Source organism: Micromonospora sp. NPDC000121 (assembly GCF_042899165.1).
Classification (GTDB): Bacteria; Actinomycetota; Actinomycetes; order Mycobacteriales; family Micromonosporaceae; genus Micromonospora.
This window is the reverse complement of record NZ_JBIAZP010000004.1, coordinates 181,050-206,307: the sequence shown is the minus strand read 5'-3', so window position 1 is coordinate 206,307 and position 25,258 is coordinate 181,050. Positions and strand designations below refer to the sequence as shown.

Annotated in this window: 26 protein-coding genes; 7 read left to right on the top strand and 19 right to left on the bottom strand. The window is 75.1% G+C overall.

Annotated features, from left to right (window positions below; all coding sequences use genetic code 11):
- Positions 1 to 55: 55 nt before the first annotated feature.
- The 3 genes from ACFY23_RS14425 to ACFY23_RS14415 all read right to left on the bottom strand — a co-directional run bounded on the left by ACFY23_RS14425 (position 56) and on the right by ACFY23_RS14415 (position 3,846).
- Positions 56 to 1,723, bottom strand: a complete 1,668-nt coding sequence (locus ACFY23_RS14425) for a fumarate hydratase (RefSeq protein ID WP_350681686.1) — start codon at positions 1,721 to 1,723, stop codon at positions 56 to 58.
- A 67-nt stretch (positions 1,724 to 1,790) separates the two neighbouring features.
- A complete protein-coding gene (locus ACFY23_RS14420; RefSeq protein WP_350681688.1) occupies positions 1,791 to 3,230 on the bottom strand; it encodes a PQQ-binding-like beta-propeller repeat protein in 1,440 nt (479 codons plus the stop codon).
- Between the two features lie 127 nt (positions 3,231 to 3,357).
- On the bottom strand, positions 3,358 to 3,846 hold the full coding sequence (locus ACFY23_RS14415) for an Lrp/AsnC family transcriptional regulator (protein ID WP_350681690.1): 489 nt from the start codon (positions 3,844 to 3,846) through the stop codon (positions 3,358 to 3,360).
- A 178-nt stretch (positions 3,847 to 4,024) separates the two neighbouring features.
- Here ACFY23_RS14415 and hppD point away from each other — a divergent pair, with 178 nt between their 5' ends.
- From hppD to hisC, 4 genes are read left to right on the top strand one after another with little or no spacing between them, the layout of a single operon-like run.
- Entirely contained in the window at positions 4,025 to 5,230 is a 1,206-nt protein-coding gene (hppD, locus tag ACFY23_RS14410; protein ID WP_350681692.1) for a 4-hydroxyphenylpyruvate dioxygenase, read from the top strand.
- A gap of 11 nt (positions 5,231 to 5,241) precedes the next feature.
- Positions 5,242 to 5,961, top strand: a complete 720-nt coding sequence (locus ACFY23_RS14405; protein WP_350681694.1) for an RDD family protein — start codon at positions 5,242 to 5,244, stop codon at positions 5,959 to 5,961.
- A 22-nt stretch (positions 5,962 to 5,983) separates the two neighbouring features.
- On the top strand, positions 5,984 to 6,898 hold the full coding sequence (locus ACFY23_RS14400) for an RDD family protein (RefSeq protein WP_350681696.1): 915 nt from the start codon (positions 5,984 to 5,986) through the stop codon (positions 6,896 to 6,898).
- Positions 6,895 to 7,998, top strand: a complete 1,104-nt coding sequence (gene hisC, locus ACFY23_RS14395; RefSeq protein ID WP_350681698.1) for a histidinol-phosphate transaminase — start codon at positions 6,895 to 6,897, stop codon at positions 7,996 to 7,998. The genes ACFY23_RS14400 and hisC overlap by 4 nt, the downstream gene beginning before the upstream one ends.
- Before the next feature lie 113 nt (positions 7,999 to 8,111).
- Here hisC and ACFY23_RS14390 read toward each other — a convergent pair whose 3' ends face one another.
- The 8 genes from ACFY23_RS14390 to ACFY23_RS14355 all read right to left on the bottom strand — a co-directional run bounded on the left by ACFY23_RS14390 (position 8,112) and on the right by ACFY23_RS14355 (position 14,932).
- Entirely contained in the window at positions 8,112 to 9,131 is a 1,020-nt protein-coding gene (locus tag ACFY23_RS14390) for a hypothetical protein (protein WP_350681700.1), read from the bottom strand.
- 79 nt (positions 9,132 to 9,210) lie between these two features.
- A complete protein-coding gene (locus ACFY23_RS14385) occupies positions 9,211 to 9,753 on the bottom strand; it encodes a hypothetical protein (RefSeq protein WP_350681702.1) in 543 nt (180 codons plus the stop codon).
- Between the two features lie 59 nt (positions 9,754 to 9,812).
- A complete protein-coding gene (locus tag ACFY23_RS14380; RefSeq protein WP_350681704.1) occupies positions 9,813 to 10,346 on the bottom strand; it encodes a hypothetical protein in 534 nt (177 codons plus the stop codon).
- 57 nt (positions 10,347 to 10,403) lie between these two features.
- Positions 10,404 to 11,654, bottom strand: a complete 1,251-nt coding sequence (locus ACFY23_RS14375) for a PQQ-binding-like beta-propeller repeat protein (protein ID WP_350681706.1) — start codon at positions 11,652 to 11,654, stop codon at positions 10,404 to 10,406.
- A gap of 186 nt (positions 11,655 to 11,840) precedes the next feature.
- A complete protein-coding gene (locus ACFY23_RS14370; RefSeq protein WP_350681708.1) occupies positions 11,841 to 12,314 on the bottom strand; it encodes an SRPBCC family protein in 474 nt (157 codons plus the stop codon).
- Between the two features lie 101 nt (positions 12,315 to 12,415).
- Positions 12,416 to 12,625 (bottom strand): DUF397 domain-containing protein, encoded by a 210-nt coding sequence (locus ACFY23_RS14365; protein ID WP_350681710.1) that lies wholly within the window; start codon positions 12,623 to 12,625, stop codon positions 12,416 to 12,418.
- A gap of 229 nt (positions 12,626 to 12,854) precedes the next feature.
- Entirely contained in the window at positions 12,855 to 14,054 is a 1,200-nt protein-coding gene (gene fahA, locus ACFY23_RS14360; RefSeq protein WP_350818946.1) for a fumarylacetoacetase, read from the bottom strand.
- Positions 14,051 to 14,932 carry a hypothetical protein gene (locus tag ACFY23_RS14355; protein WP_350681714.1) on the bottom strand — a complete coding sequence of 294 codons (882 nt, stop codon included), beginning with the start codon at positions 14,930 to 14,932 and terminating at the stop codon, positions 14,051 to 14,053. Before ACFY23_RS14355 ends, fahA begins: the two co-directional genes overlap by 4 nt.
- Positions 14,933 to 15,027: 95 nt before the next feature.
- On the opposite strand from ACFY23_RS14355, the gene ACFY23_RS14350 reads away from it, so the two are divergent.
- Positions 15,028 to 16,194, top strand: coding sequence for a cupin domain-containing protein (locus ACFY23_RS14350; RefSeq protein WP_350681716.1), 1,167 nt, complete (start codon positions 15,028 to 15,030; stop codon positions 16,192 to 16,194).
- Positions 16,195 to 16,358: 164 nt separating this feature from the next.
- Here ACFY23_RS14350 and ACFY23_RS14345 read toward each other — a convergent pair whose 3' ends face one another.
- Genes ACFY23_RS14345 through ACFY23_RS14330 form a run of 4 tightly spaced genes read right to left on the bottom strand, consistent with a single transcriptional unit; the run spans position 16,359 to position 19,131 of the window.
- Complete coding sequence (locus tag ACFY23_RS14345; RefSeq protein WP_350681718.1) at positions 16,359 to 17,384, bottom strand: tetratricopeptide repeat protein; 1,026 nt, start codon at positions 17,382 to 17,384, stop codon at positions 16,359 to 16,361.
- Between the two features lie 10 nt (positions 17,385 to 17,394).
- Positions 17,395 to 17,877 carry a 2-C-methyl-D-erythritol 2,4-cyclodiphosphate synthase gene (gene ispF, locus ACFY23_RS14340; protein WP_350681720.1) on the bottom strand — a complete coding sequence of 161 codons (483 nt, stop codon included), beginning with the start codon at positions 17,875 to 17,877 and terminating at the stop codon, positions 17,395 to 17,397.
- Between the two features lie 16 nt (positions 17,878 to 17,893).
- Positions 17,894 to 18,589, bottom strand: coding sequence for a 2-C-methyl-D-erythritol 4-phosphate cytidylyltransferase (ispD, locus tag ACFY23_RS14335; RefSeq protein ID WP_350681722.1), 696 nt, complete (start codon positions 18,587 to 18,589; stop codon positions 17,894 to 17,896).
- A 56-nt stretch (positions 18,590 to 18,645) separates the two neighbouring features.
- Entirely contained in the window at positions 18,646 to 19,131 is a 486-nt protein-coding gene (locus ACFY23_RS14330) for a CarD family transcriptional regulator (protein ID WP_007073334.1), read from the bottom strand.
- A gap of 326 nt (positions 19,132 to 19,457) precedes the next feature.
- On the opposite strand from ACFY23_RS14330, the gene ACFY23_RS14325 reads away from it, so the two are divergent.
- Positions 19,458 to 20,153 (top strand): hypothetical protein, encoded by a 696-nt coding sequence (locus ACFY23_RS14325; protein WP_350681724.1) that lies wholly within the window; start codon positions 19,458 to 19,460, stop codon positions 20,151 to 20,153.
- Positions 20,154 to 20,277: 124 nt separating this feature from the next.
- Here the strand turns inward: ACFY23_RS14325 and ACFY23_RS14320 are convergent, their stop codons facing one another.
- The 4 genes from ACFY23_RS14320 to ACFY23_RS14305 form a co-directional block, all read right to left on the bottom strand.
- Positions 20,278 to 20,985 carry a hypothetical protein gene (locus tag ACFY23_RS14320; RefSeq protein ID WP_350681726.1) on the bottom strand — a complete coding sequence of 236 codons (708 nt, stop codon included), beginning with the start codon at positions 20,983 to 20,985 and terminating at the stop codon, positions 20,278 to 20,280.
- 38 nt (positions 20,986 to 21,023) lie between these two features.
- Positions 21,024 to 22,073 (bottom strand): type III polyketide synthase, encoded by a 1,050-nt coding sequence (locus ACFY23_RS14315; protein WP_350681728.1) that lies wholly within the window; start codon positions 22,071 to 22,073, stop codon positions 21,024 to 21,026.
- 103 nt (positions 22,074 to 22,176) lie between these two features.
- A complete protein-coding gene (locus ACFY23_RS14310) occupies positions 22,177 to 23,343 on the bottom strand; it encodes an acyl-CoA dehydrogenase family protein (protein ID WP_350681730.1) in 1,167 nt (388 codons plus the stop codon).
- A 42-nt stretch (positions 23,344 to 23,385) separates the two neighbouring features.
- Positions 23,386 to 24,279 (bottom strand): methyltransferase domain-containing protein, encoded by an 894-nt coding sequence (locus tag ACFY23_RS14305; RefSeq protein ID WP_350681732.1) that lies wholly within the window; start codon positions 24,277 to 24,279, stop codon positions 23,386 to 23,388.
- A gap of 45 nt (positions 24,280 to 24,324) precedes the next feature.
- On the opposite strand from ACFY23_RS14305, the gene ACFY23_RS14300 reads away from it, so the two are divergent.
- Positions 24,325 to 25,164 carry a UbiA family prenyltransferase gene (locus tag ACFY23_RS14300; RefSeq protein ID WP_350818945.1) on the top strand — a complete coding sequence of 280 codons (840 nt, stop codon included), beginning with the start codon at positions 24,325 to 24,327 and terminating at the stop codon, positions 25,162 to 25,164.
- The last annotated feature ends 94 nt before the right edge of the window (positions 25,165 to 25,258 follow it).

Below are 25,258 nucleotides of genomic sequence, written 5' to 3'. Positions count from 1 at the left end.
ACACACCGAAGGGGCGCCGGGGTGGCCCGGCGCCCCTTCGCGTACGTGCGTCGGGTCAGCGGCGGCCGACGGTCAGCACCGGCTTGGTGACCTCGGCGAAGAAGTCGTTGCCCTTGTCGTCGACCACGATGAAGGCCGGGAAGTCCTCCACCTCGATCTTCCAGACCGCCTCCATGCCCAGCTCCGGGTATTCCAGGACCTCGACGTGCTTGATGCAGTCCTGGGCGAGCCGGGCGGCGGGGCCGCCGATCGAGCCGAGGTAGAAGCCGCCGTGCTGCTGGCAGGAGCGGGTGACCTGGGCGGACCGGTTGCCCTTGGCGAGCATCACCTGCGAGCCGCCGGCGGCCTGGAACTTCTCCACGTACGCGTCCATCCGGCCGGCCGTGGTCGGGCCGAACGAGCCGGACGCGTAGCCCTCCGGGGTCTTGGCCGGGCCGGCGTAGTAGACGGCGTGGTCGCGCAGGTACTGCGGCATGGGCTCGCCGGCGTCCAGCCGCTCGGCGATCTTGGCGTGCGCGATGTCGCGGGCCACCACGAGCGGGCCGGTCAGCGAGAGCCGGGTCTTCACCGGGTACTTCGACAGCTCGGCCCGGATCTCGTCCATCGGCCGGTTGAGGTCGACCCGGACCACCTCGGAGGAGTCGAGCTGCGCCTCGGTGACGTCGGGCAGGTAGCGCGCCGGGTCGGTTTCGAGGCGCTCCAGCCACACGCCCGACGGGGTGATCTTGGCGACCGCCTGCCGGTCCGCCGAGCAGGAGACAGCGATCGCCACCGGGCAGGACGCGCCGTGCCGGGGCAGCCGGACCACCCGCACGTCGTGGCAGAAGTAGCGCCCACCGAACTGCGCGCCGATGCCGAAGTTGCGGGTCAGCTCCAGCACCTCGGCCTCCAGCTCCAGGTCCCGGAAGCCGTGCGCGGTCATCGAGCCCGAGGTGGGCAGCGCGTCGAGGTACTTGGCGCTGGCGTACTTGGCGGTCTTCAGCGCGTACTCGGCGGAGGTGCCGCCGATGACGATGGCCAGGTGGTAGGGCGGGCAGGCCGAGGTGCCGATCAGCCGCAGCTTCTCCTCCAGGAACTGCATCATCCGCGTCGGGTTCAGCAGCGCCTTGGTCTCCTGGTAGAGGTACGACTTGTTGGCCGAGCCGCCGCCCTTGGCCATGAAGAGGAACTTGTACGCGTCGGCGTGGCCGTCCGGGTCCTCCGCGTAGAGCTCCACCTGCGCCGGCAGGTTGCTGCCGGTGTTGCGCTCCTCCCACATGGTGAGCGGGGCGAGCTGCGAGTAGCGCAGGTTGAGCCGGGTGTACGCCTGGTAGACGCCGCGCGAGATCGCCTCGGCGTCGCTGCCGTCGGTCAGCACGTGCCGGCCGCGCTTGCCCATCACGATCGCCGTGCCGGTGTCCTGGCACATGGGCAGCACGCCGCCGGCCGCGATGTTGGCGTTGCGCAGCAGGTCGAGCGCGACGAACCGGTCGTTCGGCGAGGCCGCCGGGTCGTCGATGATCGACCGGAGCTGGGCCAGGTGCGCGGGGCGCAGGAAGTGCGCGATGTCGTGCATCGCCTCCGCGGTCAGGGCGGTGAGCGTCGTCGGCTCCACGGTGAGGAACCGGCGGCCTCCCGGACCGTTGACGACGTCGACGCCCTCGTCGGTGACCAGGCGGTATTCCGTCTGGTCCGGACCGGTCGGCAGCAAGGGAGCGTACGAGAACGCGGCGGCACTGCTCATGAGCGGAAAGCCTAGGGCAGAAGGGTCGATCAGTCCCACCCGCCGGGTCGGTCCTGGGATGCCGCTCTCACCCCGGGCAGAGTTCGCGCTTCGGGCCGCAGCTGTCCACCGGCCCGGGGACCCCCGCCGTGCCGCCGGGGCCGGGAACGCCACCGCGTCCGGGGGCGCCGCCGTCGCCCGGGGGCGCCGGGGCGACCGCCGTGCCGTCGAAGCGGACGTACCCGATCTCCCGCCCCTCTCCGACGACCATGCCGTTCGGGCCGACCGCGAGGGCGTTCGCCGCGGTCCGCAGATTCGCCAGCTCCCGCCCGGTACGCGGGTCGAGCGCCACCAGCCGGGACGGCTTCTCGTCGGCGACCACGGCCGCGTACGGGGTGAGGGCGGCACCCGCCTTCGCACCGGCGGGACGGGTCCACCGGACGCGCCCGGTGCCCAGCTCGTGGCTGACCACCGTCCGCTTGTCGGCAGGGCGGACCAGGGCGTAGCGGTCGTCGACGGCGAGCAGCCGCTCCCCGGCGGCGGTCACCAGCAGCAGCCGCCCGTCGTACCCGTCGAGGACCGCCTCGCGGGCGTCCGGGGCGACGCCGATCAGCACGTTCCGCGCCCCCTGCGGGTCCTCCCGCTGCACGCAGCCGGCGTTGTCGGCGGTGCGCAGGTTGACCCCGGCCCGCTGCCAGGTCTCCCGGCCGGTCGCCGGGTCGCGCCCGGAGATGGCGAAGTAGCAACTGCCATCCTGGGAGCGGGCGGTGATCCGCAGGAGCCGGCCGCCGACCACGGACAGCCGCTCGTCCCGGCCGGGCTCGACGTTTTGGAGCACCCGACCGCTGGCGGTGTCGAGCACGTGCACCCGGCCGTCGATGGGGAAACCGAGCAGCGGCGGCACCGCCTCCGGCCCCGCCACGTCCTCGTCGATCCGGACGGCGTCGAGCCGGCGGGTGTCGAGCAACCCGGGATTGTCCCCGAGCAGCCCGCTGCGCACCCCGGGCACGAAGGCCGTCCACAGCGGGGCGGTGCCGCGCGGCTCCCAGGCGCTGATCGTGCAGTCGGTGGCGTCGACGCAGCGGGCGTCGAGCAGCAGGTTGCGGTACGTCCAGACGGCCACCGCGTCGCCGTCGCGCCGCCGCGTGGCACCGGTGGTCGGGTCGAGCACCTCGTACCCCTTGACCAGGAGCTTGCCCACGACGACGACCGCGTCCCGGTCGCCGCCGGCCACCGCGGACCAGTCGGCCTTGCGCTCCCACAGTTGGTCGCCGGTGGCGAGGCTGCGCGACTCCACCCGGGTGCGCTGCTCGACCACCACCGTGTCGCCGGCGATGGTCACGCTGCGCGGGGTGCCGCCGACCCGCTGCTGCCAGACCACGTCCGGCTCGGAGATCGGCTCGCTGCGGTCGACCCAGTCCCACACGCCGGGGAACGGGTTCCACACCCCGGTGGCGGCGAGCACGACGACCACGATCAGCGCGAGCAGCAACCCGCCACGCCATCCGAGGCCGCCCGCCTTCGCCACACGCACACCGTAGCGACGACCGCCGCGCTCCCGCCGTCCCGCGCCGCCGTGTCGCCGCCCTTTCTCCACGCGGGTGCGGTAAGGAAGGGCCCCCTGTTATCGCTTTTTGTACAGGAAGGGCCCCTCCTCACCCCCGGGCGGCGGAGCGGACCAGGGGGAGGGTGCGGTACGGGATCTGCTCGGCCAGCGCGATGATCGTCGAGGCGCGGCGGATGCCCTCGTACGAGACGATCTGGTCGATCACCCGCTGGAGGTCGGTGTTCGAGCGGGCCACGATCCGGCAGAGCAGGTCGCTGGAGCCGGTGATGGTGTGCGCCTCCAGCACCTCCGGGATCGCGGCCAGGTGGGCGGTGACCGGGTCGTGCCCGTGCCGCTGGCTGATCTCGAGCGTGACGAAGCTGGTCACCCCGAACCCGATCGCCGCCGGGGAGATCTCCGGGCCGAATCCGCCGACGACCCCCCGCTCGACCAGCTTGTCGAGCCGGGCCTGCACGGTGCCCCGGGCCACCCCGAGGCGCCGGGAGCATTCCAGCACCCCGATCCGCGGCTCCTCGGCGAGCAGTTCGATCAACCGCGCGTCGAGGGCGTCGAGCTGCACAACCTGACCAGCGTTCATGGCTTAACACCCTACTGAATGCGCAACCTGACCAGCGATCTGGCCGACAGTTGCCCAGTGAGCCGGGTCACCGCGATCCTCGCCACAGGGAACGGCGGGCAGCGCGCGCAACAGCCCGACCACCCGCACCGACCACGGCGGCGGCCACGAGGCCGGCCGGTACTTGAGGGAGACCGCGATGACCCAGGCGATCGACCGACCCCACGGGAGCGACGACGTCGACATCGACGTGCTCGTCGGCGCCGTCGACCACGACATCAGCCGCGACCCGTTCCCCGTCAAGGGCCTCGACCACGTGCACTTCCTGGTGGGCAACGCCAAGCAGGCGGCGCACTACTACTCCACCGCGTTCGGGATGACCTGCGTGGCGTACCGGGGGCCCGAGCAGGGCTACCGCGACCACGCCCAGTACGTGCTGACCAGCGGCTCGGCCCGGTTCGTGTTGACCGGCGTCGTCCGCCCGGACGCCGAGGGCGCCGAGCACGTGACCAAGCACAGCGACGGCGTCTCCGACATCGCGCTGGAGGTCCCGGACGTCGACGCCGCGTACGCACACGCCACCGCGCAGGGCGCGACCGGCCTCGTCGAGCCGCACGACGTCAGCGACGAGCACGGCACCGTCCGGCTGGCCGCCATCGCCGCGTACGGCGACACCCGGCACACGCTGGTCGACCGGTCCCGCTACACCGGCCCCTTCCTGCCCGGCTTCGTGGCCCGCAAGCCGATCGTGGACCGGCAGCCGATGATCGACGCCGGCGTCCAGCCGAAGCGCTTCTTCCAGGCCGTCGACCACGTGGTCGGCAACGTCGAGCTCGGCCGGATGGACGAGTGGGTCGACTTCTACAAGCGCGTCATGGGCTTCTCGAACATGGCCGAGTTCATCGGCGACGACATCGCCACCGACTACTCGGCGCTGATGAGCAAGGTCGTCGCCAGCGGCACCCGCAAGGTGAAGTTCCCGCTCAACGAGCCGGCGATCGCCCGCAAGAAGTCGCAGATCGACGAGTATCTGGAGTTCTACCAGGGCCCGGGCGCACAGCACATCGCCGTGGCCACCAACGACATCCTGGCCAGCGTCGACGCGATGCGCGCCGCCGGCGTCGAGTTCCTGGACACCCCGGACTCGTACTACGACGACCCGGAGCTGCGCGCCCGGATCGGCGAGGTGCGGGTGCCGATCGAGGAGCTGAAGGCCCGCAAGATCCTGGTCGACCGCGACGAGGACGGCTACCTGCTCCAGATCTTCACCAAGCCGGTGCAGGACCGCCCGACGGTCTTCTTCGAGCTGATCGAGCGGCACGGCTCGCTCGGCTTCGGCAAGGGCAACTTCAAGGCGCTCTTCGAGGCCATCGAGCGGGAGCAGGAGAAGCGCGGCAACCTGTAACACTGTCGAGCGTGACGCAGCCTCCGACGTACCCGACGCCGCCGGCCGGTGGGCCCACGCCCGCCGCCGGCGGCTTCGCGCCGCCCACCGGTCCCACCAGCCAGGGGTACGCGGTGCCGCCGCAGTACGCCCCGCCCGGGCACGTCCCGCCGCCGGGCTGGACCCCACCGCCGGGTTGGGCGCCGCACCCCGCGCCGCCGCCGCTCGGCCCCGGCGGTCAGCCGCTCGCCAGCTTCGGCGACCGGCTGCTGGCGTACCTGATCGACCTCGGGATCAGCATGCTGGTGGCGATGGTCCTCTTCCTGCCGGCGTTCATGCTCTTCTTCTGGAACATGACGGACGACCTGACCCGGACCAACCCGGACGGCACGCTGGTCGAGCCCGACCCCGGCTCGTTCGTGACGGACTTCTTCCTGCCGATCCTGCTGCTCGAACTGGGCCTGGTGGTGGTGCTGCTCGGGCTCTACTGGCTCTACCACGTGGAGTACATGAAGCGCACGGGGCAGACGTACGGCAAGCGGGTGATGAAGCTGCGGGTCGTGCCGCTCGACCCGGCCGCCACGCTGGACCGGCGGATGGCCGGCAAGCGGTACGCCGTGCAGCACGTCGCCGCGACGTTCCTCCCCGGCCTGAGCTACCTCGACGGGCTCTGGCAACTGTGGGACAAGCCCTGGCAGCAGTGCCTCCACGACAAGTTCGCCGGCACCGTCGTCGTTAAGGTGTCTGCGTGAGCGAGCGCAGCGAGGCCAGGCCGTGAGCGTCGAACCGGGCTGGTACGTCGACCCGGCCGACCCGGACACCCGACGCTACTGGGACGGCGGGGGCTGGATCGGCGCGCCGATCCCCGTCGACGCCACCCCGCCCGAGGGCCCACCGCCGCCCGAGCCGCCGCCCGCCCCGACGCCGCCCGCGGCCCCGGTCTCCGCGCCGGGCGCACCCGCGGACCGACCGCCCCACCCGGGGCGGCCGCATCCCGGTCAGCCCTATCCCTGGCAGCCGCCGCAGGGCCTCGGCCATCCGCAGGGCCCGCCGCCCGGCTGGCCGCCGGGAGGCTGGCCGGGACGGCCCCCGGAGCCCCGCCCGCACGGGCTCCCGCTGGCCGGGTTCGGCGCCCGGCTGATCGCCCGGCTGATCGACTTCGCCATCGTGTTCGCGCTGAACGCCGTGGTCAACGGCTGGTTCGTGTGGCGGCTGGTCGAGGAGGTCACCCCGTACTGGCGGGAGGTGTTCCGGCGGGCGATGGCCGGCGACACCTCCACCGAGGGGCTGCCACAGCCCAGCGAGCAGGCCGGCGGCCTCCAGGTCGTCATCCTGCTGATCGCCACCGCACTCTGGCTCGCGTACGAGGTGCCGACGACGGCCGCCGGCGGGCAGACCTTCGGCAAGCGGGTGGTGGGCATCAAGGTGCTCCCGATGGCCGCCGACGAGCCGCTCGGCTTCGGCCGGGCGCTGCGCCGGTGGAACACGCTCGGCCTGCCCACCCTGCTGTGGTACTGCTGCGGCCTCGGCCTGCTGCTCCAGCTCGTCGACGCACTCTCCCCGCTCTTCGACCACCCGCTGCGCCAGGCCCTGCACGACAAGCGGGCGCAGACCGTGGTGGTCCAGCTCCCCCGCACCCGCCGGACGACCCCGGACGACCGCACCGACCCCTCGGGAGACACCCCATGACCGACACCGGACGCCACCAGCCGGCGCTGCGGCTGACCCGCGCCGACCTGGACGCGCTGCCCAACTACGTGCCCGGCCGCAGCCCGGCCGACCTGGCCCGCGAGCTCGGGCTCCCCGAGGCGATCAAGCTGGCCAGCAACGAGGTCCCGTACGGGCCGCTGCCCGGCGTGGTGGAGGCCGTCGCCGAGGCCGCCGCCGGGGTGCACCGCTACCCGGACATGGGCGTGGTCGCGCTGCGCGAGGCGCTGGCCCAGCGGTACGGCGTGGACGCCGACCGGATCGCCACCGGCTGCGGCTCGGTGGCGCTGGCCGAGCACCTCGTCCGCGCCACCTGCCTGCCCGGGGACGAGCTGCTCTACTCGTGGCGCTCCTTCGAGGCGTACCCGATCATCGCGGCGACCAGCGGCGCGACCAGCGTGCGGGTGCCCAACGACGCCGGGCACGGGCACGACCTGGCGGCGATGGCGGCGGCGGTGACGGACCGGACCCGGATGATCCTGGTCTGCAACCCGAACAACCCGACCGGCACGTCCGTCCGCCGGGCCGAGCTGGACCGGTTCCTCGACGCGGTCGGCGAGGACGTGCTCGTGGTGATCGACGAGGCGTACCGGGAGTTCGTCACCGACCCCGAGGTGCCGGACGGCCTCACCTACCTCGACCGGCCGAACGTGGTCGTGCTGCGGACGCTCTCCAAGGCCTGGGGCCTGGCCGGCCTGCGGATCGGCTTCCTGGTCGCGCAGCCGGCGGTGGCGGCGGCCGTACGCAAGGTCGTCACGCCGTTCTCCACCAGCATGGCCGCGCAGGCCGGCGCGCTCGCCGCGCTCGGCCAGGCCGACGAGGTGCAGCGGCGGTGCGCCCTCGTCGTCGCCGAGCGCGACCGGGTGACCGAGGCGCTGCGCAAGCTCGTCCCGGACGTGCCGGGCAGCCAGGCGAACTTCGTCTGGCTGCCGCTGGGCGAGCGGGCGGTGGACTTCGGCAAGGCGTGCGAGGCCCGGGGCGTGATCGTCCGGCCGTTCCCCGGCGACGGGGTGCGGGTCACCATCGGCACCCCGGCCGAGAACGACGCCTTCCTCGCCGCCGCCGAGGCGGCGCTGGCCTGAACCGGGTCGACCCGACCAGGCCGGCCGACGGGCCATCCCGCGGCCGGCCGGGTCGGGGCATCGTGCCGTGACCGGGTCGGTCCGCCATCCCCCCGCGGACCGACCCGGACGTCTCAGGCGGCCGGCACCGGCGGCCGGAACCGGGCCCGCCGGCGGTACGCGTAGACCGCGAAGAGCGCCAGCACCAGCCCCGAGGTGACCAGCCCCCCGGTGAGCATCTCGTCGGAGCCGTCGGCGGCGCTGGCCGCGGCGGGAGCCGCGCCGAAGCTGACCGTGCCGGTGCCGGTCCGCTTGGTCCAGCCGCTGGCCAGGGCCAGCTTCGCCGACCAGGGACCGTCGGGCAGGCGGCGGTCCAGGGCGACCCGGACGGTGGTCGTGCCGCCCAACGCGAGCGTGCCCGCCTCCGCCTTCACCGGCCCGGCCGAGAGCCCGCCCGGCCCGTCGGCGAGCCACAGTTCGCCGGCCAGGTCCAGCGCCCGCTTTCCGGTGTTGCGCACCTCGGCGGTGACGAAGGGAGTCCCGTCGGCCTCCCGCCCGCCGGTCAGCGGGGCGATCTCGAAGCCGGAGGGAGGCTCGCCGCCCGGCCCGACGGAGAGGTAGACCCGGATCCCGACCCGGCCGACGTTGCGCACGTTCTGGCCGTCGGCGCCAGGGACCTCGGCCCACACGACGGCGTACCGTTCGCCGGCCTCGGCGGCGCGGGGCACCGCGATCGTCACCAGGACCTCGGTCTTCTCGTCCGGCGCCAGGTCCAGCTCCCGACGGTTGACGGTGATCCAGCTGCTCAGCTCGTTCCCGGTGCGGCCGGGCGCGAAGACGAATCCGTCGCCGGTGACGTCGGCGGCGGCGGCGTAGACCGAGACCGGGCGGCGATCCTCGGACGGGTTCTCGACCATGATCCGGCGCTCGATGGTGGTGCCGGGGCGGAGGTGGTCGACGACGTACTTGTGCGCCCGGGTGTCGTCGCGCCGGTTCACCGGGGCGTCGAGCAGGCGCACCCCCACGGACGTCGGCGGGCCGCTGGAGCTCGGTTGCGCCGAGGGGCGGGGCGAGCCGCTGCCCCCGATCGGCTCGACGGCCGGCACGCCGGCCTCGGGCACCCCCGGCGCCGCGAGCGCCGCCCGCCCGCCCACGAACGCCGGCCCGGGCTGCGCGGCCGACGCCGACGCCCCGGCCGTGAGCAGGACGGCCAGGGCGAGGGCGCGGGTGCGGTCAGGCCACCGAATGGGTGATCACCCCCGTGTAGGTGCCGCCGACGGCGGTCTCCGGCACCGCGATCCGGATGTCCGGCGCCCAGCTTGCGGAGTTGTTGCCGCTGCCCGAGGTCTTGGAGAAGGCGGTACGCGGCGTGCTCAGGCTGATCGCATCCGCCTGGGTGGGCTGGCCGGGTACCAGATCGCCGGTGCCAGTTCTGCCGGTGAACCCGCCGGACCAGTACTCCACCAGTGCCGGCGAGATGGTCTCCTCGGGGGTGGCGTCGCCGGTGGCGAAGGAGCTGGCCGAGACGTTGACGCTCCAGGTGGCGTTCAGCGCGGCGCGGCTGTCGGTGACTGTCACCGTGCCGAGTTCGCCGGTCAGCACGCCACCGGAGAAGACGGAGCCGAGGTTCACACCCGAGGGGACGCTGATGTTCAGGTCGGCGGCGGCCACGGTAAAAGTGACGATGGTGTCACCTGTCGGCGCGGCTGCGGCGGGCGTCGCCAGGGCCACCACGGCGGCCGTGGCGGCGGTCAGGGCAAGAAGCGGCTTCTTCATGCGGCTCACGCTAAACATCCCTCCCGCACGCGGTCGGCATGATTCCGACAAATCACCCATCAGGCGACAGAGTGGACAATGGTGCCCCGGTAGCCGCCGGCGACGACCCCGACCGGGATGGCGACCCTGATCGTCGGCGACCAGGCCACGGCGTTGTTGCCGTTGCCGCCGGTCTTGCGGAACGCCTCGCGGGCCACGCCCAGGGTCACCGCCTGCGCCGAGGTCGGCTGCCCCGGCGCGAGCGTGCCGCCGCCGGCGCTGCGCACCGCCGGCCCGGACCAGTACGAGATCCGGTCGGCGGCGATGGTCCGCCCGGGACCACCGGTGCCGACGATGAAGTCGGTTGCGGACACGGCGGCGACCCAGGTGTTGGGGTCCACCGACCCGCGCGAGTCGCGTACCTCCACCGTGCCCAGTTGGCCGGTCAGGGTGCCGCCGGTCATCCCGGCGCCGAGGTGCACCGCGGCGGGCACGGTGATGTCCACCCCCACGGTCCTGGCGAGCCGGACCGCCCGACCGGACGGCGCGGCGTCGGCCGGCGACGCCGTGACCAGGATCAGGATCGCACCCAACAGGGCAGCCAGGAGACGCACAGTGGGACTATAAGTAACTTATGTCCGCTTTGTCGAGCAGGCGGGGCGCCCCGCGTTTCACGTCGCGGCGAGGATCACCGGTTCCGAGGTGAGGTAGTAGCGCTGGTCGTCCCCCGTCGGATCGACCGGCTCGCGGAGCCGCTCCACGGCCACGAAGCCGTCCGCCGCGTACGCCGCGCCGGGCGCCCAGCCGACCCCGTCCGAGCCCGCGTTCAACGCGAACCAGGACCGCTGCGCGCCCGTCACCGGGTCCAGCGTCACCAGGTCGTTCGTCTCGGTCAGCAGGTGCACCCGGCCGGGCTGGACCGCGAGCAGCCGCGCCGCCGGCAGGTCGGGACGGCGCCACAGCTCCGCCCCCGTGCGGGCCGAACGGGCGACCAGCACCCCGTCCACCACCGCCACCGCCGTCCCGTCGACGAGGTCGGCGTCCGGCCGGTCCAGGGCGGGGGCGGGGACCGGCTCCCCGTCGCCGATCAGCCAGCCCCGGCCCGCGTCCTCCCCCGGCGCGGCCGTCCGCAGGGCGACGCACCCGACCCGGCCGGTCCCGCAGCCCACCGGCGTCGCCACCAGCTCGTCGCCGGCCCCGGGCGGCCGCCAGCGGACGCCGACCACGCCGGTCGCGGCGTCGCGGAACTCCACCACGGCCGGGCCCGCACACGCGTCCACGGTGATCAACTGCCCCGACGCCGTCGTGCCGACCGCCTCCCGGCAACCGGCGTCCGCGTCGGCCCGCCACAGCTCACGACCGTCGGCCAGGTCGATACCGCGGACATCCGCGCCCGCCGCCACCACCACCTGCCGGCCATCGGCCGCCCGGGCGACGAAGACGCCCCGAGGGTCCCAGACCGTGGCCGCACCGGTGCGCCGCACCGTCCGCTCCCCGACCGGCGCCGGCCCGTCCGCCTCCCAGGCCACCCGGCCGGTACGCGCGTCGAGCGCCACCAGCCGCCCGTCCGACCAGCGGCTGACCACCGTCGTCCCGCTCGCCACCACCCCGTCCAGTTCCGCCGGCCAGCGCCGGTACGACCAGTACGGGGTGGTCCGGTGCCGGCCGGTGACCGGCCGGTCCGCGTAGACCTGACGGTGGGCGGCGTAGACCCGCAGCCGGCCGTCCACGATCAGCGGGGCGACCGGGAGCCGGCCGACCACTCCGACGGCCGCGGCGGCGGCCGGCGGGTACGCGCCCCGGGCGGGCGTGCTGACCTCGGCGGGGGCGAGCACCCGGTAGACCGTCGCCGCGACGGCGGCGGTGGCGAGCAGCGCCGCGACCGCCACCACGATCCGTCGCCGGCCCTTCGGGAACCCCATGCGCACCTCCGCCCGGCACCCTACCCAGCGGGGCCGGTCACGGCCCTGTCAGGTCGCCGCGCCCGCCCGGCCCCCCGTCCCCGGCCTTCGGTCCGGGGCGGGCGTCGCCGAGGCAGCGGACCCGGGCGGCGGCCCGCGCCACCGCGGTCGAAGACGACCTCGGAGATGCCGGCGGCCTTGGCCCCCTCAGGCCGCCTCGGCGGTGCCGGTGGCCGCCGCCGCAGCCAGGTCGGCGAGGTCCTGCCGCAGGGCGCGCTCGACCGCCCGGGCGGCCAGCCCGCCGAGCAGCAACGCGACCACGCGGCCGTACGGGGCGGTCGGCACCGCCTCCTGCTCGACGGTGACGGCGGTGCAGCCGCGACGGCGCCGCTCGACCGGGCGCAGCGTCCAGGTGATCCGGTAGTCCACCCCGGCGCCCCGCGAGCCGAGCACCAACCGCCGGGGCGGCTCGGCCTCGACGACGACGAACTCCTCGACCAGCGCCGTGCCGTCGGGCTGGGAACGGGTCTCCCGCCAGGCGGTGCCCGGGCCGAACGCGCCGGGGGTGAGCACCTCCACCGGGCCGGTGAAGCGCCGGGTGCGGGCGGTCAGGTCGGTCAGCAGCCGCCAGAGGTCGGCGTCGTGCGCCTCCACGAACTCCGTGACCGCCACCGTCGACATGCCACCTCCCGTGGCGTCGACGGTACGCCGGGTGAGCGCGGAACGGGGCCCCCGGAGCGGAATTTCCACCGCCGAGGGCCCCGATCTCGGGCCGGGGCCCGTCAGCGGCCGAAGTGACCTGCCCGGATCGCCCCGACGAAGGCCGCCCACCCCGGCGGGCTGACCGCCAGTGTGGGGCCGGCCTGGTCCTTGGAGTCGCGTACGCCCACCACACCGAGGACGTCGACCAGGTTGTCCGCCACCTCCACGCAGAGGCCCTGGTCGTTCGAGCGGCTGCTGGTACGCCAGACCGCGCCCGGGAGATCGTTCATCGTCGTCACCTTTCCTGTCGTCGGGACGCCCGCCGGCGGCCGGGACGGCACCGGAAAGGCGTCCGGCCCGGCCCGGCGCGGCATGGCGACGGAATCCGCGACGATCAACGGGGAAACGACGGGCCCCGGTCGCACCATCTGTGCGACCGGGGCCGTTGCGCGCGGAGGCGGGCGGGGACGGCTGGCGGGCGTGGCGGGAGCCGTCCGCCCGGCCAGCGAGGCGGGCGGGTCAGCGCGCGGCGACGACCGTCCCGGTCACCTCGCCCAGGGCGATGGTGGTGCCGTCCGGGCCGGGCGCGGTGGCCGTGATGCTCACCGTGTCGCCGTCCTCCAGGAACGTGCGGGTCTCGCCCCCGGCGAACTTCACCGGCTCGGCCCCGCCCCAGGTCAGCTCCAGGAACGAGCCGACCTGCCCCCGCTCCGGCCCGGAGACGGTGCCCGAGGCGTAGAGGTCGCCGGTGCGCAGCGAGGCGCCGTTGACGGTCAGGTGGGCCAACTGCTGCGCCGGCGTCCAGTACATGGTGGCGAAGGGCGGCTCGCTGACGCGCTCGCCGTTCCACTCCACGACGAGGCGCAGGTCCAGCCCGAGGTGCGGCACGTCGCGCAGGTAGTCGGCGACCGGCGGGTCCTGGTCGGGCGCGGGGACGAAGGCGTCGCCGAGCGCGTCCAGCGGGGTCACCCAGGCGGACACCGAGGTGGCGAAGGACTTGCCCAGGAACGGGCCGAGCGGCTGGTACTCCCAGGCCTGGATGTCCCGGGCCGACCAGTCGTTGACCAGCACCACGCCGAACACGTGGTCGGCGAAGTCGTCGACGGAGACCCGGGTGCCCAGCCGGCTGGGCACGCCGACCACGAAGCCGACCTCCGCCTCGATGTCGAGGCGTACGGACGGGCCGGTGACCGGCCCCTGCGGGGTGGCCCGCTGCCCGCTGGGCCGCACCACGGGGGTGCCGGAGACGACCACCGTGCCGGCCCGGCCGTGGTAGCCGATCGGCAGGTGCTTCCAGTTCGGCAGCAGGGGCGGCTGGCCGGGGCGGAAGATCTGCCCCACGTTGCCCGCGTGGTGCTCGGAGGAATAGAAGTCGACGTAGTCGGCCACGTCCTCCGGCATCTGCATCCGCACCTCGTGCAGCGGCACCAGCAGCGGCTCCACCGCCGGCCGGTGGGCGGCGTCGGTGAGCAGCTCGGCCACCCGCTGCCGGACGGCCGTCCACTGCGGGCGGCCGAGGGCCATGAAGTCGTTGAGGGTGGGTCGGCCCAGCGTGCCGGCCGCCAGCACCAGGCCGGCCGCCTCCGCGCCGCCCAGGTCGAGCACGAAGTCGCCGATCCGTACGCCGACCCGCGGTTCGCCCTCCCCGTGGCGGAACACCCCGTACGGCAGGTTGGCCACCCCGTACGGCGATCCCTCGGCACCCGTCACCCAGCTCACGCGTCAAACCCCCCGTTCACCAGCCCCAGCCGGATCAGATCGGTCAGTGGTTCCAGGATGCTGCACGAGCCGAAGCCGACCCACAGCGGGCGCGTGGCGGCCAGCCCGCCCTCGACGCGCTGCAGCAGCGGGCGCGGATCGGTCGCGGTGAGCAGTTCGGCGACCCGCGCCACCGCGGCGCCGTCGGCGGCGGCCAGCGTCGCGGCCAGGACGTTGGCGAAGCCGTGGTGGGCGAAGCCGGTCTCCGGGTCGAGGTGCCGGACCGCCTCGTGCAGCCCGGCGGTCAGCTTGAACGGCAGGCCCCGGTCCCGGCAGGCGCAGATCACCGCGGCCAGCTCGGCCGGGGTCGGGAAGAGTTCGGCGGCCAGCCCGCCGGTGCGGAACTTCGCCGCGACCGGCAGCCCGTCGGCGCGGGCCGCGGCCAGCGCGTCCAGCGCCCCCATCAGCCCGAACGTCAGCGGCACCTCGGCGTAGACGGCGAGTCCGCCGTCGGCGGGACCGTCGGCCCGGTTCGCCCTCCGGGCCAGCCCGATCAGGTCGGCCAGGCCCGGCAGCGGGTCCTCGCCGCGCTTGGCGACGGCCGCCTCGATCTGGCGGACGCGGATGCGCGGGTCGGCCCCCGTTCGCGCCTCGTCGAGCCGGGCGACCGGCACGTCCCCGATGACGCCGACCTCGATCCGCTCTCCCGCGTCGAGCAGGTCGGCCAGCTCGGCCAGCCGCGTGGCGGGGACCAGGAGGGGACCGACGAGGTCCGCGTACCAGGAGGCGCGGTGCCGCCGGTGCGCGGCGACGGCGTCGGGCAGCGGCGCGCTGCCGGGCGGGAAGACGGCGGCGTCGTCGACGAGGCCGTCGAGAAGCGCGGGCACCTGCGTTGACACGAGACAAGAATGTACGGGACGCTACGAGGAACGGACAACAGCGTCCGATTACCGGACGTCGTTGGATCGGTGAACGGGACGAACCGGGAGGCGAGATGCCGTACTACCGCAGCGTCGGCGAGGTGCCACGCAAGCGCCACACCCAGTTCCGTCAGCCCGACGGCAGCCTCTACGCCGAGGAGCTGATGGGCCAGGAGGGCTTCTCCTCCGACTCGTCCCTGCTCTACCACCGGCACGCGCCGACCGCGATCGTGGCGGCCGAGGAGTTCGCCCCGCCGGCGTTCACCCGGGTGCCCAACCTGCCGCTCAAGCCCCGCCACCTGCGCACCCACAAGCTCGACGGGGCCGGCGCCGACCCGGTGCTCGGCCGGCAGTACCTGCTCGCCAACGACGACGTGCGGATCGCGTACGTGCTGGCGGACCGGCCGTCCCCGCTGTTCCGGGACGCGACCGGCGACCACTGCCTCTACGTGGAGTCGGGCACCCTGCGGGTGGAGTCGACGTTCGGCGTGCTCGACGCGGTGGCCGGCGACTACGTCGTCATCCCCACCTCGACGATCCACCGGCTGGTGCCCACCGGCGACGAGCCGGTCCGGCTGCTCGCCGTCGAGGCGGCCGGGCACATCGGTCCGCCCAAGCGCTACCTCTCCGTCCGGGGCCAGTTCCTGGAGCACTCGCCGTACTGCGAGCGGGACGTGCGCGGGCCGGACGCGCCGCTGCTGGTGGACGACACCGACGTCGAGGTGCTGGTCCGGCACCGACGCGGATGGACGCGGTACGTCTACGCGCACCACCCGTTCGACGTGGTCGGATGGGACGGGCACATGTACCCGTGGGCCTTCTCCATCCACGACTTCGAGCCGATCACCGGCCGCATCCACCAGCCGCCGCCCGTGCACCAGACGTTCCAGGGCCCGAACTTCGTGATCTGCTCGTTCGTGCCGCGCAAGGTGGACTACCACCCGGACGCCATCCCGGTGCCGTACAACCACCACAACGTCGACTCCGACGAGATGCTCTTCTACACCGGCGGCAACTACGAGGCCCGGCGCGGCTCGGGCATCGAGCAGGGCTCGATCTCGCTGCACCCGTCCGGCTTCACCCACGGCCCCCAGCCGGGCGCCGCCGAGCGTTCCATCGGCGCCGACTTCTTCGACGAGCTGGCCGTCATGGTCGACACCTTCCGCCCGCTCGACCTCTGCGACGCCGCCCGGTCCTGCGAGGACGACGGCTACGCCTGGACCTGGGCGCGCCGCCCGTAGCCCCCTCCGCGGGTGGGGGTTCGCCGGGACCCGCCCCCCACTGCCCGGTGCGCAAGCGACGGGCGGCCGGTGACTCCAACGGGTGTGGCCGGAGCCCGGCCCGCGGAGGGATCGAGCCTGACCGCCCGGAGCGGGCCGGGCTCCGGCCACACCCCCGACAGGCGTCAGACCGCGGTACGCGACAGGACGGCGAGTTCGGCGGCGGTGGCCGTGACGATGGCGAGGACCAGCGGCCATGGGGTGCCGACCAGGGCGTAGAGCAGGATCAGCGTGGGCGCGGCGGCCGCCGCGTAGACGGCCAGGGCCAGCGTGCGGTCGGAGCGGAGCAGGCCGGGCAGGATGGTCCGGGTCAGGCCGGGCAGTTTGGCGGCGAAGCGCCACACCACGAGCGCCCCGCCGAGCGCCGCGAACGCCGCCGCGACCCGGGACAGCCCGGCGCTGCCCGGCGCCATGCAGGCGATCAGCACGGCGGTGATCATCGTCCAGCCCGCGCCGTAGACCACGAGCTGCCGCAGCCCGGTCGAGATGGTGCGCCCGGAGTCGACCCGGCCGGGGCTCATCGCGGCGGCCTCGGCGAGGTGCTCCAGCGCCTCGCTCCAGCGCCGCTGCTCCAGCCGGAGCACGCCGATGTCGTGCCGGGCCTCGGCGAGCTGCGGGTCCAGCCGCAGCGCCTCGCGGTAGGCCCGCTCGGCCAGGTCGAAGAGCTGCATGTTGGCGGCGACCAGCCCCAGCACCAGGTGCGCCTCCGGCTCCTCGGGGGCCAGCTCGACCCCGCGCCAGGCCGCGTTCAGCGCCGGCTGCCCGTTGCGCGCGCCGGCCAGGATCGCCGCGGCGCTGCGCTGGGCGTACGCGTCGTCGGGCCCCAGCGCGAGGATCCGGTCGGCGGTGCGGGCCGCCTCGGCGTACTCCTCGAGGTCGGTCAGGGCGAGGGCGCGGGCGAGCAGCGCCGGCACGGCGTCCGGCGCGGCGGCGACCGCGGCGTCGGCGGCGGTGCGCGCCTCCGTCGGCCGGCCGGCCGCGAGGTGCACCCGGGACAGCATGGTCAGCGCCCCGGCGTTGGCCGGCTCCAGGGCGACGGCGTAGGAGACCTCGGCCGCGGCCTCGTCGTAGCGGCCCAGCTCCGCGAGGAGCTGGGCACGCTGGAGGTAGCCGTGGAAGGCGGACCGGTCGGAGGTGGCGTCGCTGGACATCGCGGCGAGCCTAGGCGGCCGGAGCCTCGTACACCAGGGCCACCGCGATGCCGGTGAGGCCCTCGCCGCGCCCGGGGAAGCCGAGGCCGTCGGTGGTGGCCGCGGAGACGGTGACCGGCGCGCCGACCGCCTCGGAGAGCACCCGCTGGGCCTCCTCTCGGCGCGGACCGATCTTGGGCCGGTTGCCGATCACCTGCACCGACACGTTGCCGATCGCGAAGCCGGCGGCCCGCACCCGGCGGGCGCTCTCGGTTAGCAGCGCGACGCCCGACGCGCCGGCCCACTCCGGCTGGCCCACCCCGAAGTTGGCGCCCAGGTCGCCGAGGCCGGCCGCGGAGAGCAGCGCGTTGCAGGCGGCGTGCGCGGCCACGTCCGCGTCCGAGTGCCCGGCCAGGCCGTCCTGGTCGGGCCAGAGCAGACCGGCCACCCAGCACGGCCGGCCCGCCTCGAAGGCGTGCACGTCGGTGCCGATGGCCACCCGGGGAACGATCATGCGACGAGGGTACGCGTCAGCCGCCGGCGGCCAGCAGGTGCTCGGCCAGCGCCAGGTCGAACGGGCGGGTGACCTTCAGCGCGTACTCCGAGCCGGGGACGCAGAGCACCGGGACGCCCTGCTTCTCGACCAGACCGGCGTCGTCGGTGAGCGGGTCGCCGGCGGCGGCGTGCGCGGCGGTCAGCACCGCCCGACGGAAGCCCTGCGGGGTCTGCACCGCGCGCAGGGCGGAACGGTCGACGGTGCCGAGGACGACCTCGCCGGCGCCGACCTCCTTGATCGTGTCGACCACCGGGAGCACCGGGATCACCGCGTCGTGCCCGGCGCGGACGGCCGCCGCGACGGACTCCACCAGGTCGGGCGGGGTCAGCGCCCGGGCGGCGTCGTGCACGAGGACGATCTCCGGGCCGGCCGGCACCGCGGCGAGGGCGGCGGCCACGGAGGCCTGCCGCTCGGCACCGCCGGGCACCACGGTCACCGGGGCGATCGGGCCGAGGAGGTCGCGGACGGCCGTCACCTCGGCGGCCGGCGCGGCCACGACGATGGTGTGCACCGAGGGCGCGGCGGCGAGCCGGCGGACGGCGTGCGCCAGCAGCGGCTCCCCCGCCAGCAGGCGCAGCGCCTTGGGCCGGCCGGGCCCGAGGCGTACGCCGGCACCGGCCGCAGGCACGAGGACCGCGACGTCACCGCGCGGATTGAGCTGCGCGGTCACGTCGCGGTCCTCGGTGGTTTCTTCGCTACGAATCGGGTACGACGATGCTGTGGGGACTAGGCCTCGGTGAGCACCTTGTCGAGCAGCGTCTCCGCCTCGTCCTTGGTGCTCTTCTCGGCCAGCGCGACCTCGCCGACGAGAATGTCGCGGGCCTTGGCGAGCATGCGCTTCTCACCCGCGGAAAGGCCCCGCTCCCGCTCCCGGCGCCACAGGTCGCGGACGACCTCGGCGACCTTCAGCGGGTTGCCCGAAGCCAGCTTCTCCAGATTCGCCTTGTAACGCCGCGACCAGTTGGTCGGCTCCTCGGTGTGCGGTGCACGGAGCACGTCGAAGACCTTGCCGAGGCCCTCTTCGCCGACCACCTCGCGCACACCCACGATCTCGGCGTTCTCGGCGGGCACCCGGACCGTCAGGTCACCCTGCGCGACCCTCAGGACGAGGTACTGCTTAGGCTCGCCCTTGATGACCCGAGTCTCGATTGCCTCGATGAGTGCGGCCCCGTGGTGGGGGTAAACAACGGTCTCGCCGACACTGAAAACCATAGGTTCGAAACCCCTTTCGCTGTGTCTAGGGTAACACGCTCAGGCACCGATGTCTCACCGCTGTCCTGACCGTTGGCGCAGCTCAGGGGCCCTGTGAGAGGTATTTCTTCGGCTTGACAGACCATCAAACCAATGATTCGAACACGCTCCGTAACCTGTGGATGACGGCCCGGCACGAGTGACGCGAACGTCGAGATCAAGGGCTATGCGCTCCTCCCATGGTATCCCGCCGCCCGCGTACGCGCCCAGGTGTAGCGGTACGAGGGCCCGTGCGGGACGCTGGAGGTCGAGCCGCTGTCCGCTCACCGAGACGTCCTGGGGGTCCGATGGGCAAGCCCGACGCAGACGGCCCCGAACTGCCCGACCTGCCGCCGGAGTGGGGCCGGGTGGTCGTGCCGGACGACGCCTCCGCCCTGGCGGCCGAGGCCGAACAGGTCCGCCGCGAGCTGCGCGCGCGGGCCGCTCAGGGCAGCCGACACCCGGTCGCCCGGTCGCCGTTCGCGCTGCCCCTGCTGGTCCTGCTGGTGACGGTGCTGGCCACGGTCGCCGGGCTGGTGGCGGTCACCTGGCCCCGCTCCGGCCGGACCGCCCCGGGGCCGACCCCCGCGCCGTACGCCCCGCCGGCCGGGATGACCGGCCGGCCGCTGCCGGCGCTGGACCTGGTCGACGCGGGGCAGTCGCCGGTGCCGCTGCGCGGGCTGCTGCCCGCGATGATCATCCTGGTCGACGGGTGCGAGTGCCCGGACGACGTGGCCACCGCCGCCGCCCTGGCGCCGGCCGGGGTCACCGTCGTCACCGTCGCCGAGGACCGGGCCGTGCCCGTCGCGCCGTCGCCCGCCGGAGCGACCGTACGACCACTGGCCGACCCGGCCGGCGGGCTGCGCGCGTTCCTGCACCTGCCGGCCCGCCCCGGCGTCGCCACCGCACTGCTGGTCGACCGGGCCGGGGTGCTGGTCGCGGTGGTGCCCGAGGTGCGCTCCGCGGAGGACTACCGCGCCGACCTGGCCGACCTCGCCGCCTGACCCGACGCCCGACCTGTCCCCGCCGGCCCGACGTGTCCCCGGCGGCCCGACGTGTCCCCGGCGGCCCGACGTCTCCCCGGCGGCCCGACGTGTCCCCGGCGGCCCGACGTGGGTGCCGGCCGCGTCAGGGCAGGGCGACCAGCTGCGCGTCCACGCGGAGCGGCTCGGCGTCGGCGGTCGACAGCGAGACCCGGAACGGCCCGCCCACGGCGGTCAGCTCGATCGACACCACCGTCCCGTCGCACTCCACCGCCGGGAAGGGGGCGGCGGACCTGACCCGCTCGAGCACGACCAGCAGCTCACCCGGCCCCGTGCAGCGGTACTGGAGCAGGAAGCGGGTGGCGGCCTCACCGGCGGCCTGCTTGACCACCCGGCCGTTCTCCCGGTTGAGCGTCGCCCGCTCCCGCCAGATCGTGTTCGGCAGACGGTTGAGCCGCCGCGCCTCGGAATCGATCCGGACGGCGGTACGCCCACCGGAGTCGACCCGGAACGCGGCACCGGTGCGTGGGTCGACCCGGTAGCTGGCTCCGCCGTCGCCGGGCAGGGTCCAGACGGAGACGACCCTCTGACCGTCGACGGCCACCATCGAGGAGACGGGGGCGTCATCGTTGCCGGACCGGCTCTGCGCGGACGGGGTCGGCGCGACGGCCAGCGGGCCGGTGGCCGGCGCGCTGGTCTGCCACCACCAGCCCCCGGCGACCAGAGCCGTCAGGGCCGACCCGGCCAGCACCGCCGCGCGCAGCCGGTCGCGGGCCGCCGCGGGTGCCCGGTCCGCCCCGGCGCGCGGTCCGTCCGCATCCGTCCGCGGCCGCCGTGCCGCCTCCGCGTCCATTACCAGAGGGTAGCCTCGGCGCGCCCCCGACGTCGCGATCAGTCCTGCCGTTCGAGAAGCGCGGCGTAGAGGGTCAGGCCCGGCCCGAACGCCAGCATCACCACCCGCCGCGGCGGCGACGCGGCCCGGCGCAGCCGGTCGAGGATCAGCAGCACCGTCGGCGACGAGCAGTTGCCGTGCTCGGCCAGCGTCGCCCGGGACGCCGCCAGCCCCTCCGGCGGCAGGGCCAGCTCCCGCTCGACCACGTTGAGGATGCGCGGACCGCCCGGGTGCACCGCCCAACCGTCCACGTCGGACCGCGTCGCGCCGTGCCGGGCCAGCAGGTCGTCGACCAGGCCCCGGACGTGCCGGGAGAGCACCTGCGGCACCTTCGGCGACAGCCCCATCCGGAAGCCGGTGTCGGTGACGTCCCAGGTCATGTGGTCGGCGGTGGAGGTGTCCGTGACGGAGGTGACCTCACGCAGGGCGTACCCCCGGCCGCCGGGGACGACCACGGTGGCGACCGCGGCGTCCGAGAAGAGCGCGTGGGAGACGATCTGCTGGGTGTCCACCCGGGCGGTGGAGGGCTGGATGTGCAGGCTGGTCAGCTCCGCGCAGAGCAGCAGCGCCGGCCGGCCGCGGGCGGTCACGAAGTCGCTCGCCGCGCCCAGCCCGGGCAGGGCCGCGTAGCAGCCCATGTGGCCGACGAACATGCGCTGCGTGTCCGGGGCCATGCCCAGGTCCCGGGCGAGCAGGATGTCCAGCCCCGGGGTGGCGTACCCGGTGCACGAGCAGACGACGAAGAGCCCGACGTCCCCGGCTGCCAGGTTGGCGGCGGTCAGCGCCCGGCCCACCGCCTCCTTGCCCAGCGGCAGCGCCTCGACCTGGTAGCGGCGCATCCGCCGCTCCGTCGGCCAGTCGGAGACGTCCTCCAGCAGCGGGTTGACCGCGGCCTGGCGGCGGGTGACCCCCGAGTGGGCGAAGATCCGCTCGGCCAGCGCCCGCGTGCCGCCGGTGAAGTGCTTCGAGAAGAAGCCGTCCCACAACTCGTCCTGCGCCGCCGACGGCGGGTGCGCCGTCCCCAGCCCCGCGATCACCGGTACGGCCACGATGCCCACCTCTCGTCCGGCCCTGCGCACCTGGCGGCCCGCCCCGCCGCCGTCCCCCGTGCCGGGGGCCGCTCCGCCCGCCGCCCCGACGGACCTCCCACGCTCACCAACGAGGGACCGTTCCGTCGCGGTCCGGGTCGCCGCCCAACGCGGCGATGCCCAACCAGTCGGCGCAGACGTCCGAGGTCGCCGGGTGCAGCGAGCCGCAGCGGGCGTCCCGGTAGAGCCGCTCCAGCGGATGCCCCCGCCGGGTGGCGGAGGTGCCGGCCGCCTCCAGCATGGACGCCGCCACGTCGGCGGCGGTCGTGCCGGCGAGCAGCTTGGCCCGCCACACCCAGCGGTTGGTCTCCGCGTCCCCCGGCGCCTCGTCCACCCGCCGGGCGGCCTCCGCGACCGCCAGGTGGGCGGCCGCCACGGCGGCGTCGGCCCGGCCGAGGCGGGACCGGACGGCCGGCAGGCCGGCGAGGTTGCGGGCGTTCAGGTGCTCGGCCGCCGCGTCGACCGCCGCCCGCGCCACCCCGACGTAGACGGCGGCGTAGCTGGCGACCAGCCAGTGCGGCATGAGCTGGGCGACCACCAGGGCCAGGCCCTCCACGCCGCCGAGCAGCCGGTCGGCCGGCACGGTCACGTCCAGGTGCAGGTCGTGCGAGGAGGTCGCCCGCATGCCGAGCGAGTCCCAGGTGGGCTCGACGGTCAGCCCGTCCCCGGCCGGCACCAGGAACTGGGAGACCACCGACTGGTCGGCGGCGCTGCGGGCGGCCACGAGGTAGCCGTCGGCGTGCCCCGCCCCCGAGCAGAACGTCTTGCTGCCCTTGAGGTGGTATCCGCCGTCGACCGGCTCGTAGACGGTGCTGAGCTGGGACAGTCGCGCGCCGGCGCCGCGCTCGCTCATCGCCACCGCGTACCAGGAGCCCTGGGCGGCGGCGGTGAGGAGCCGGTCCCGGGCGGCCAGCGCCTCGTCCGGCACGCCGAGCGCCTCGGCCAGTTCCTCGGTGACCGCGCCCAGGGCGCCGGTGACCGAGGCGTGCATGTTGAACACCAGGGCGGTCGCCCCGTTGCCCCGCGCCAGCTCGGTGGCGACCGCCGCGTACTCCGCGAAGGTGGCGCCCGCCCCGCCCAGCCCGGTGGGGACCATCAGGCCGAACAGCCCGGCCTCGCGCAGGTCCCGGAAGTCCTCGACCGGGAACGAGCCGTCGCGGTCGTGCTCGGCCGCGCGGGCGGCCAACCTCGGTGCCAGGCGGCGAGCCGCCTCCAGCGCGTGCAGCGTCATACAGCCCCTCCTCGGCCCTGTGCTACCCAGGGATCCGTCCCGCTATCCGCTCCGCGTGCCCCGCCCCTGGTAGAGCACGGCGGTCGACCAGGTCGGCACGATCCGTGGCGCCGCGCCGGCCACCGGGCGCGGACGGCCGGGAACCGTCGCGCCCGGACGCTCGGCGACCGCCGCACCGGAGTGGACGGCGGTGGCCGCGGCCGGCCGGTCCGCCGCCTCCGTCCCGCCCGGACGGTCGGCGGCCGTCGTGTCCGGACGGTCGGCCTCGACGCGGTGGGCACGGGCGGCGGCCCAGACGCGGCGGGCGAGCCAGCCGAGCAGCCCGGGCACGCCCGGCCGGATGCCCCGCAGCCGCAGCCGGACGCCGTGCCGGGCGCACTCGGCGACGAGCGCCCGGGCGTCCACGAACAGCCGTGGGTCGTGGATGCCCCTCGGGACGGTCGGCAGCCGCTCGGCGATCCGGACGGCCAGCAGCCGGCTCAGCGCCGTGTCGTTCAGCGTGTCCAGCACGAGCAGGCCGCCGGGGCGGAGCAGCCGGCACGCCTCGGCCACCGCGCGCCGCCAGTCGGGCACGTGCTCCAGGATCTCGCCCGCGGCCACCACGTCGGCGCAGCCGTCGGCCAGCGGGACGGCGGTGACGTCGCCGTTGACGGCGGTCACCCCGTGCGCGGCGGCCTGCGCCAGGGCCGACCGGGTGAGGTCGACGCCGACGTGCCGGTAGCCCCTGCCGGCCAGGTGCGGGGCGAGCAGCCCGGCGCCGCAGCCGAGGTCGACCAGGAGGGCGCCGGGGCGGGACGCGGGCGGCACGAGCGCGGCGCGCGCCTCCGCCAGCCAGTGCAGCATCGCGAACGCGCCGTCCGGACGCCACCACTCGCCGGCCAGGTCGTCGTACTGGCGCGGATCGTTGCGCGGCAGGGTGCGGCCCGCGTCTCGCATGGACCGAGCGTGGCACGACTGCCCGGTAACGACCAGACTTTCCTCATGTCGTCAACGGTGCTAGGGCTGGTCAGGGCGAGCCACCCGGAGCCGGCCGCCGCGGTCACCACCGTGGCCGGGCTGCTCGCCTGGGGCGCCGGGCACCGGCCGGCCGGCGTCCTTGCCGTGGCGCTCACCGTGGCGGCCAGCCAGCTCGCCGTCGGCTGGGCCAACGACGCGCTCGACGCGGACCGGGACGCCACGGTGGGGCGTACCGACAAACCGGTCGCCACCGGCGCGGTGGGCCGGCGCACCACGGCCGTGGCCGCGGCGGTGGCCGCGCTCGCCACCCCGGCGCTCGCGCTGGCCACGGGACCGGCCGCCGCGCTCTGCGCCACCGTCGGGCTGGTCTCCGCGCTGCTCTACGACTGGCCGCTGAAGTCGACGCCGGTCTCGGTGCTGCCCTACGCGGTGTCGTTCGGCTCGCTCCCCGCCTTCGTCGTGCTGGCGCTGCCCGGGGCGCCGGCCCCGCCGGTCTGGATGGTCGCCGCCGCGGCCTGCCTGGGTGCCGGGGCGCACTTCGCCAACGTGCTGCCCGACCTGGCCGACGACGCCCGGACGGGGGTGCGCGGGCTGCCGCACCGGCTCGGCCCGGCCGGCAGCCGCGCCGCCGCCGCCGGCCTGCTGCTCGCGGCGACCGCCACCCTGGTCGTCGGGCCGCCCGGGCGGCCCTCGGGCGTCGGCGTCGCCGCGGTCGCGGCCGCCGTCGTGGTGCCGCCCCTGAGCTGGTACGGCGGGCGCGCGGCCGCCCGGGCCGGAGGTCGGCCGGTGGCCGCGTTCCGGGCGGTCATGCTGATCGCCCTCATCGACGTCGTCCTGCTGGTCACGAGCGGTCGGCTGGTCTGAGCCCCACCCCCGGGAGTGGCATCCCCGGGTCGGCGTGCGGGCGTGGATCAGGCCCAACTACCCTGGAGCGCGGTCTGCGCGGGCATGGCCACCG

Bases quoted from the DNA above. Each gene is read 5' to 3' on its own strand.
- ACFY23_RS14320 (WP_350681726.1), bottom strand. From the start codon at position 20,985: ATGGACGCGGAGGCGGCACGGCGGCCGCGGACGGATGCGGACGGACCG.
- ACFY23_RS14350 (WP_350681716.1), top strand. From the start codon at position 15,028: ATGCCGTACTACCGCAGCGTCGGCGAGGTGCCACGCAAGCGCCACACC.
- ACFY23_RS14345 (WP_350681718.1), bottom strand. From the start codon at position 17,384: ATGTCCAGCGACGCCACCTCCGACCGGTCCGCCTTCCACGGCTACCTC.
- ACFY23_RS14415 (WP_350681690.1), bottom strand. From the start codon at position 3,846: ATGAACGCTGGTCAGGTTGTGCAGCTCGACGCCCTCGACGCGCGGTTG.
- ACFY23_RS14385 (WP_350681702.1), bottom strand. From the start codon at position 9,753: ATGAAGAAGCCGCTTCTTGCCCTGACCGCCGCCACGGCCGCCGTGGTG.
- ACFY23_RS14325 (WP_350681724.1), top strand. From the start codon at position 19,458: ATGGGCAAGCCCGACGCAGACGGCCCCGAACTGCCCGACCTGCCGCCG.
- ACFY23_RS14365 (WP_350681710.1), bottom strand. From the start codon at position 12,625: ATGAACGATCTCCCGGGCGCGGTCTGGCGTACCAGCAGCCGCTCGAAC.
- ACFY23_RS14375 (WP_350681706.1), bottom strand. From the start codon at position 11,654: ATGGGGTTCCCGAAGGGCCGGCGACGGATCGTGGTGGCGGTCGCGGCG.
- ACFY23_RS14305 (WP_350681732.1), bottom strand. From the start codon at position 24,279: ATGCGAGACGCGGGCCGCACCCTGCCGCGCAACGATCCGCGCCAGTAC.
- ispF (WP_350681720.1), bottom strand. From the start codon at position 17,877: ATGATCGTTCCCCGGGTGGCCATCGGCACCGACGTGCACGCCTTCGAG.
- ACFY23_RS14310 (WP_350681730.1), bottom strand. From the start codon at position 23,343: ATGACGCTGCACGCGCTGGAGGCGGCTCGCCGCCTGGCACCGAGGTTG.
- hisC (WP_350681698.1), top strand. From the start codon at position 6,895: ATGACCGACACCGGACGCCACCAGCCGGCGCTGCGGCTGACCCGCGCC.
- ACFY23_RS14425 (WP_350681686.1), bottom strand. From the start codon at position 1,723: ATGAGCAGTGCCGCCGCGTTCTCGTACGCTCCCTTGCTGCCGACCGGT.
- ACFY23_RS14330 (WP_007073334.1), bottom strand. From the start codon at position 19,131: ATGGTTTTCAGTGTCGGCGAGACCGTTGTTTACCCCCACCACGGGGCC.
- hppD (WP_350681692.1), top strand. From the start codon at position 4,025: ATGACCCAGGCGATCGACCGACCCCACGGGAGCGACGACGTCGACATC.
- ACFY23_RS14300 (WP_350818945.1), top strand. From the start codon at position 24,325: ATGTCGTCAACGGTGCTAGGGCTGGTCAGGGCGAGCCACCCGGAGCCG.
- ACFY23_RS14370 (WP_350681708.1), bottom strand. From the start codon at position 12,314: ATGTCGACGGTGGCGGTCACGGAGTTCGTGGAGGCGCACGACGCCGAC.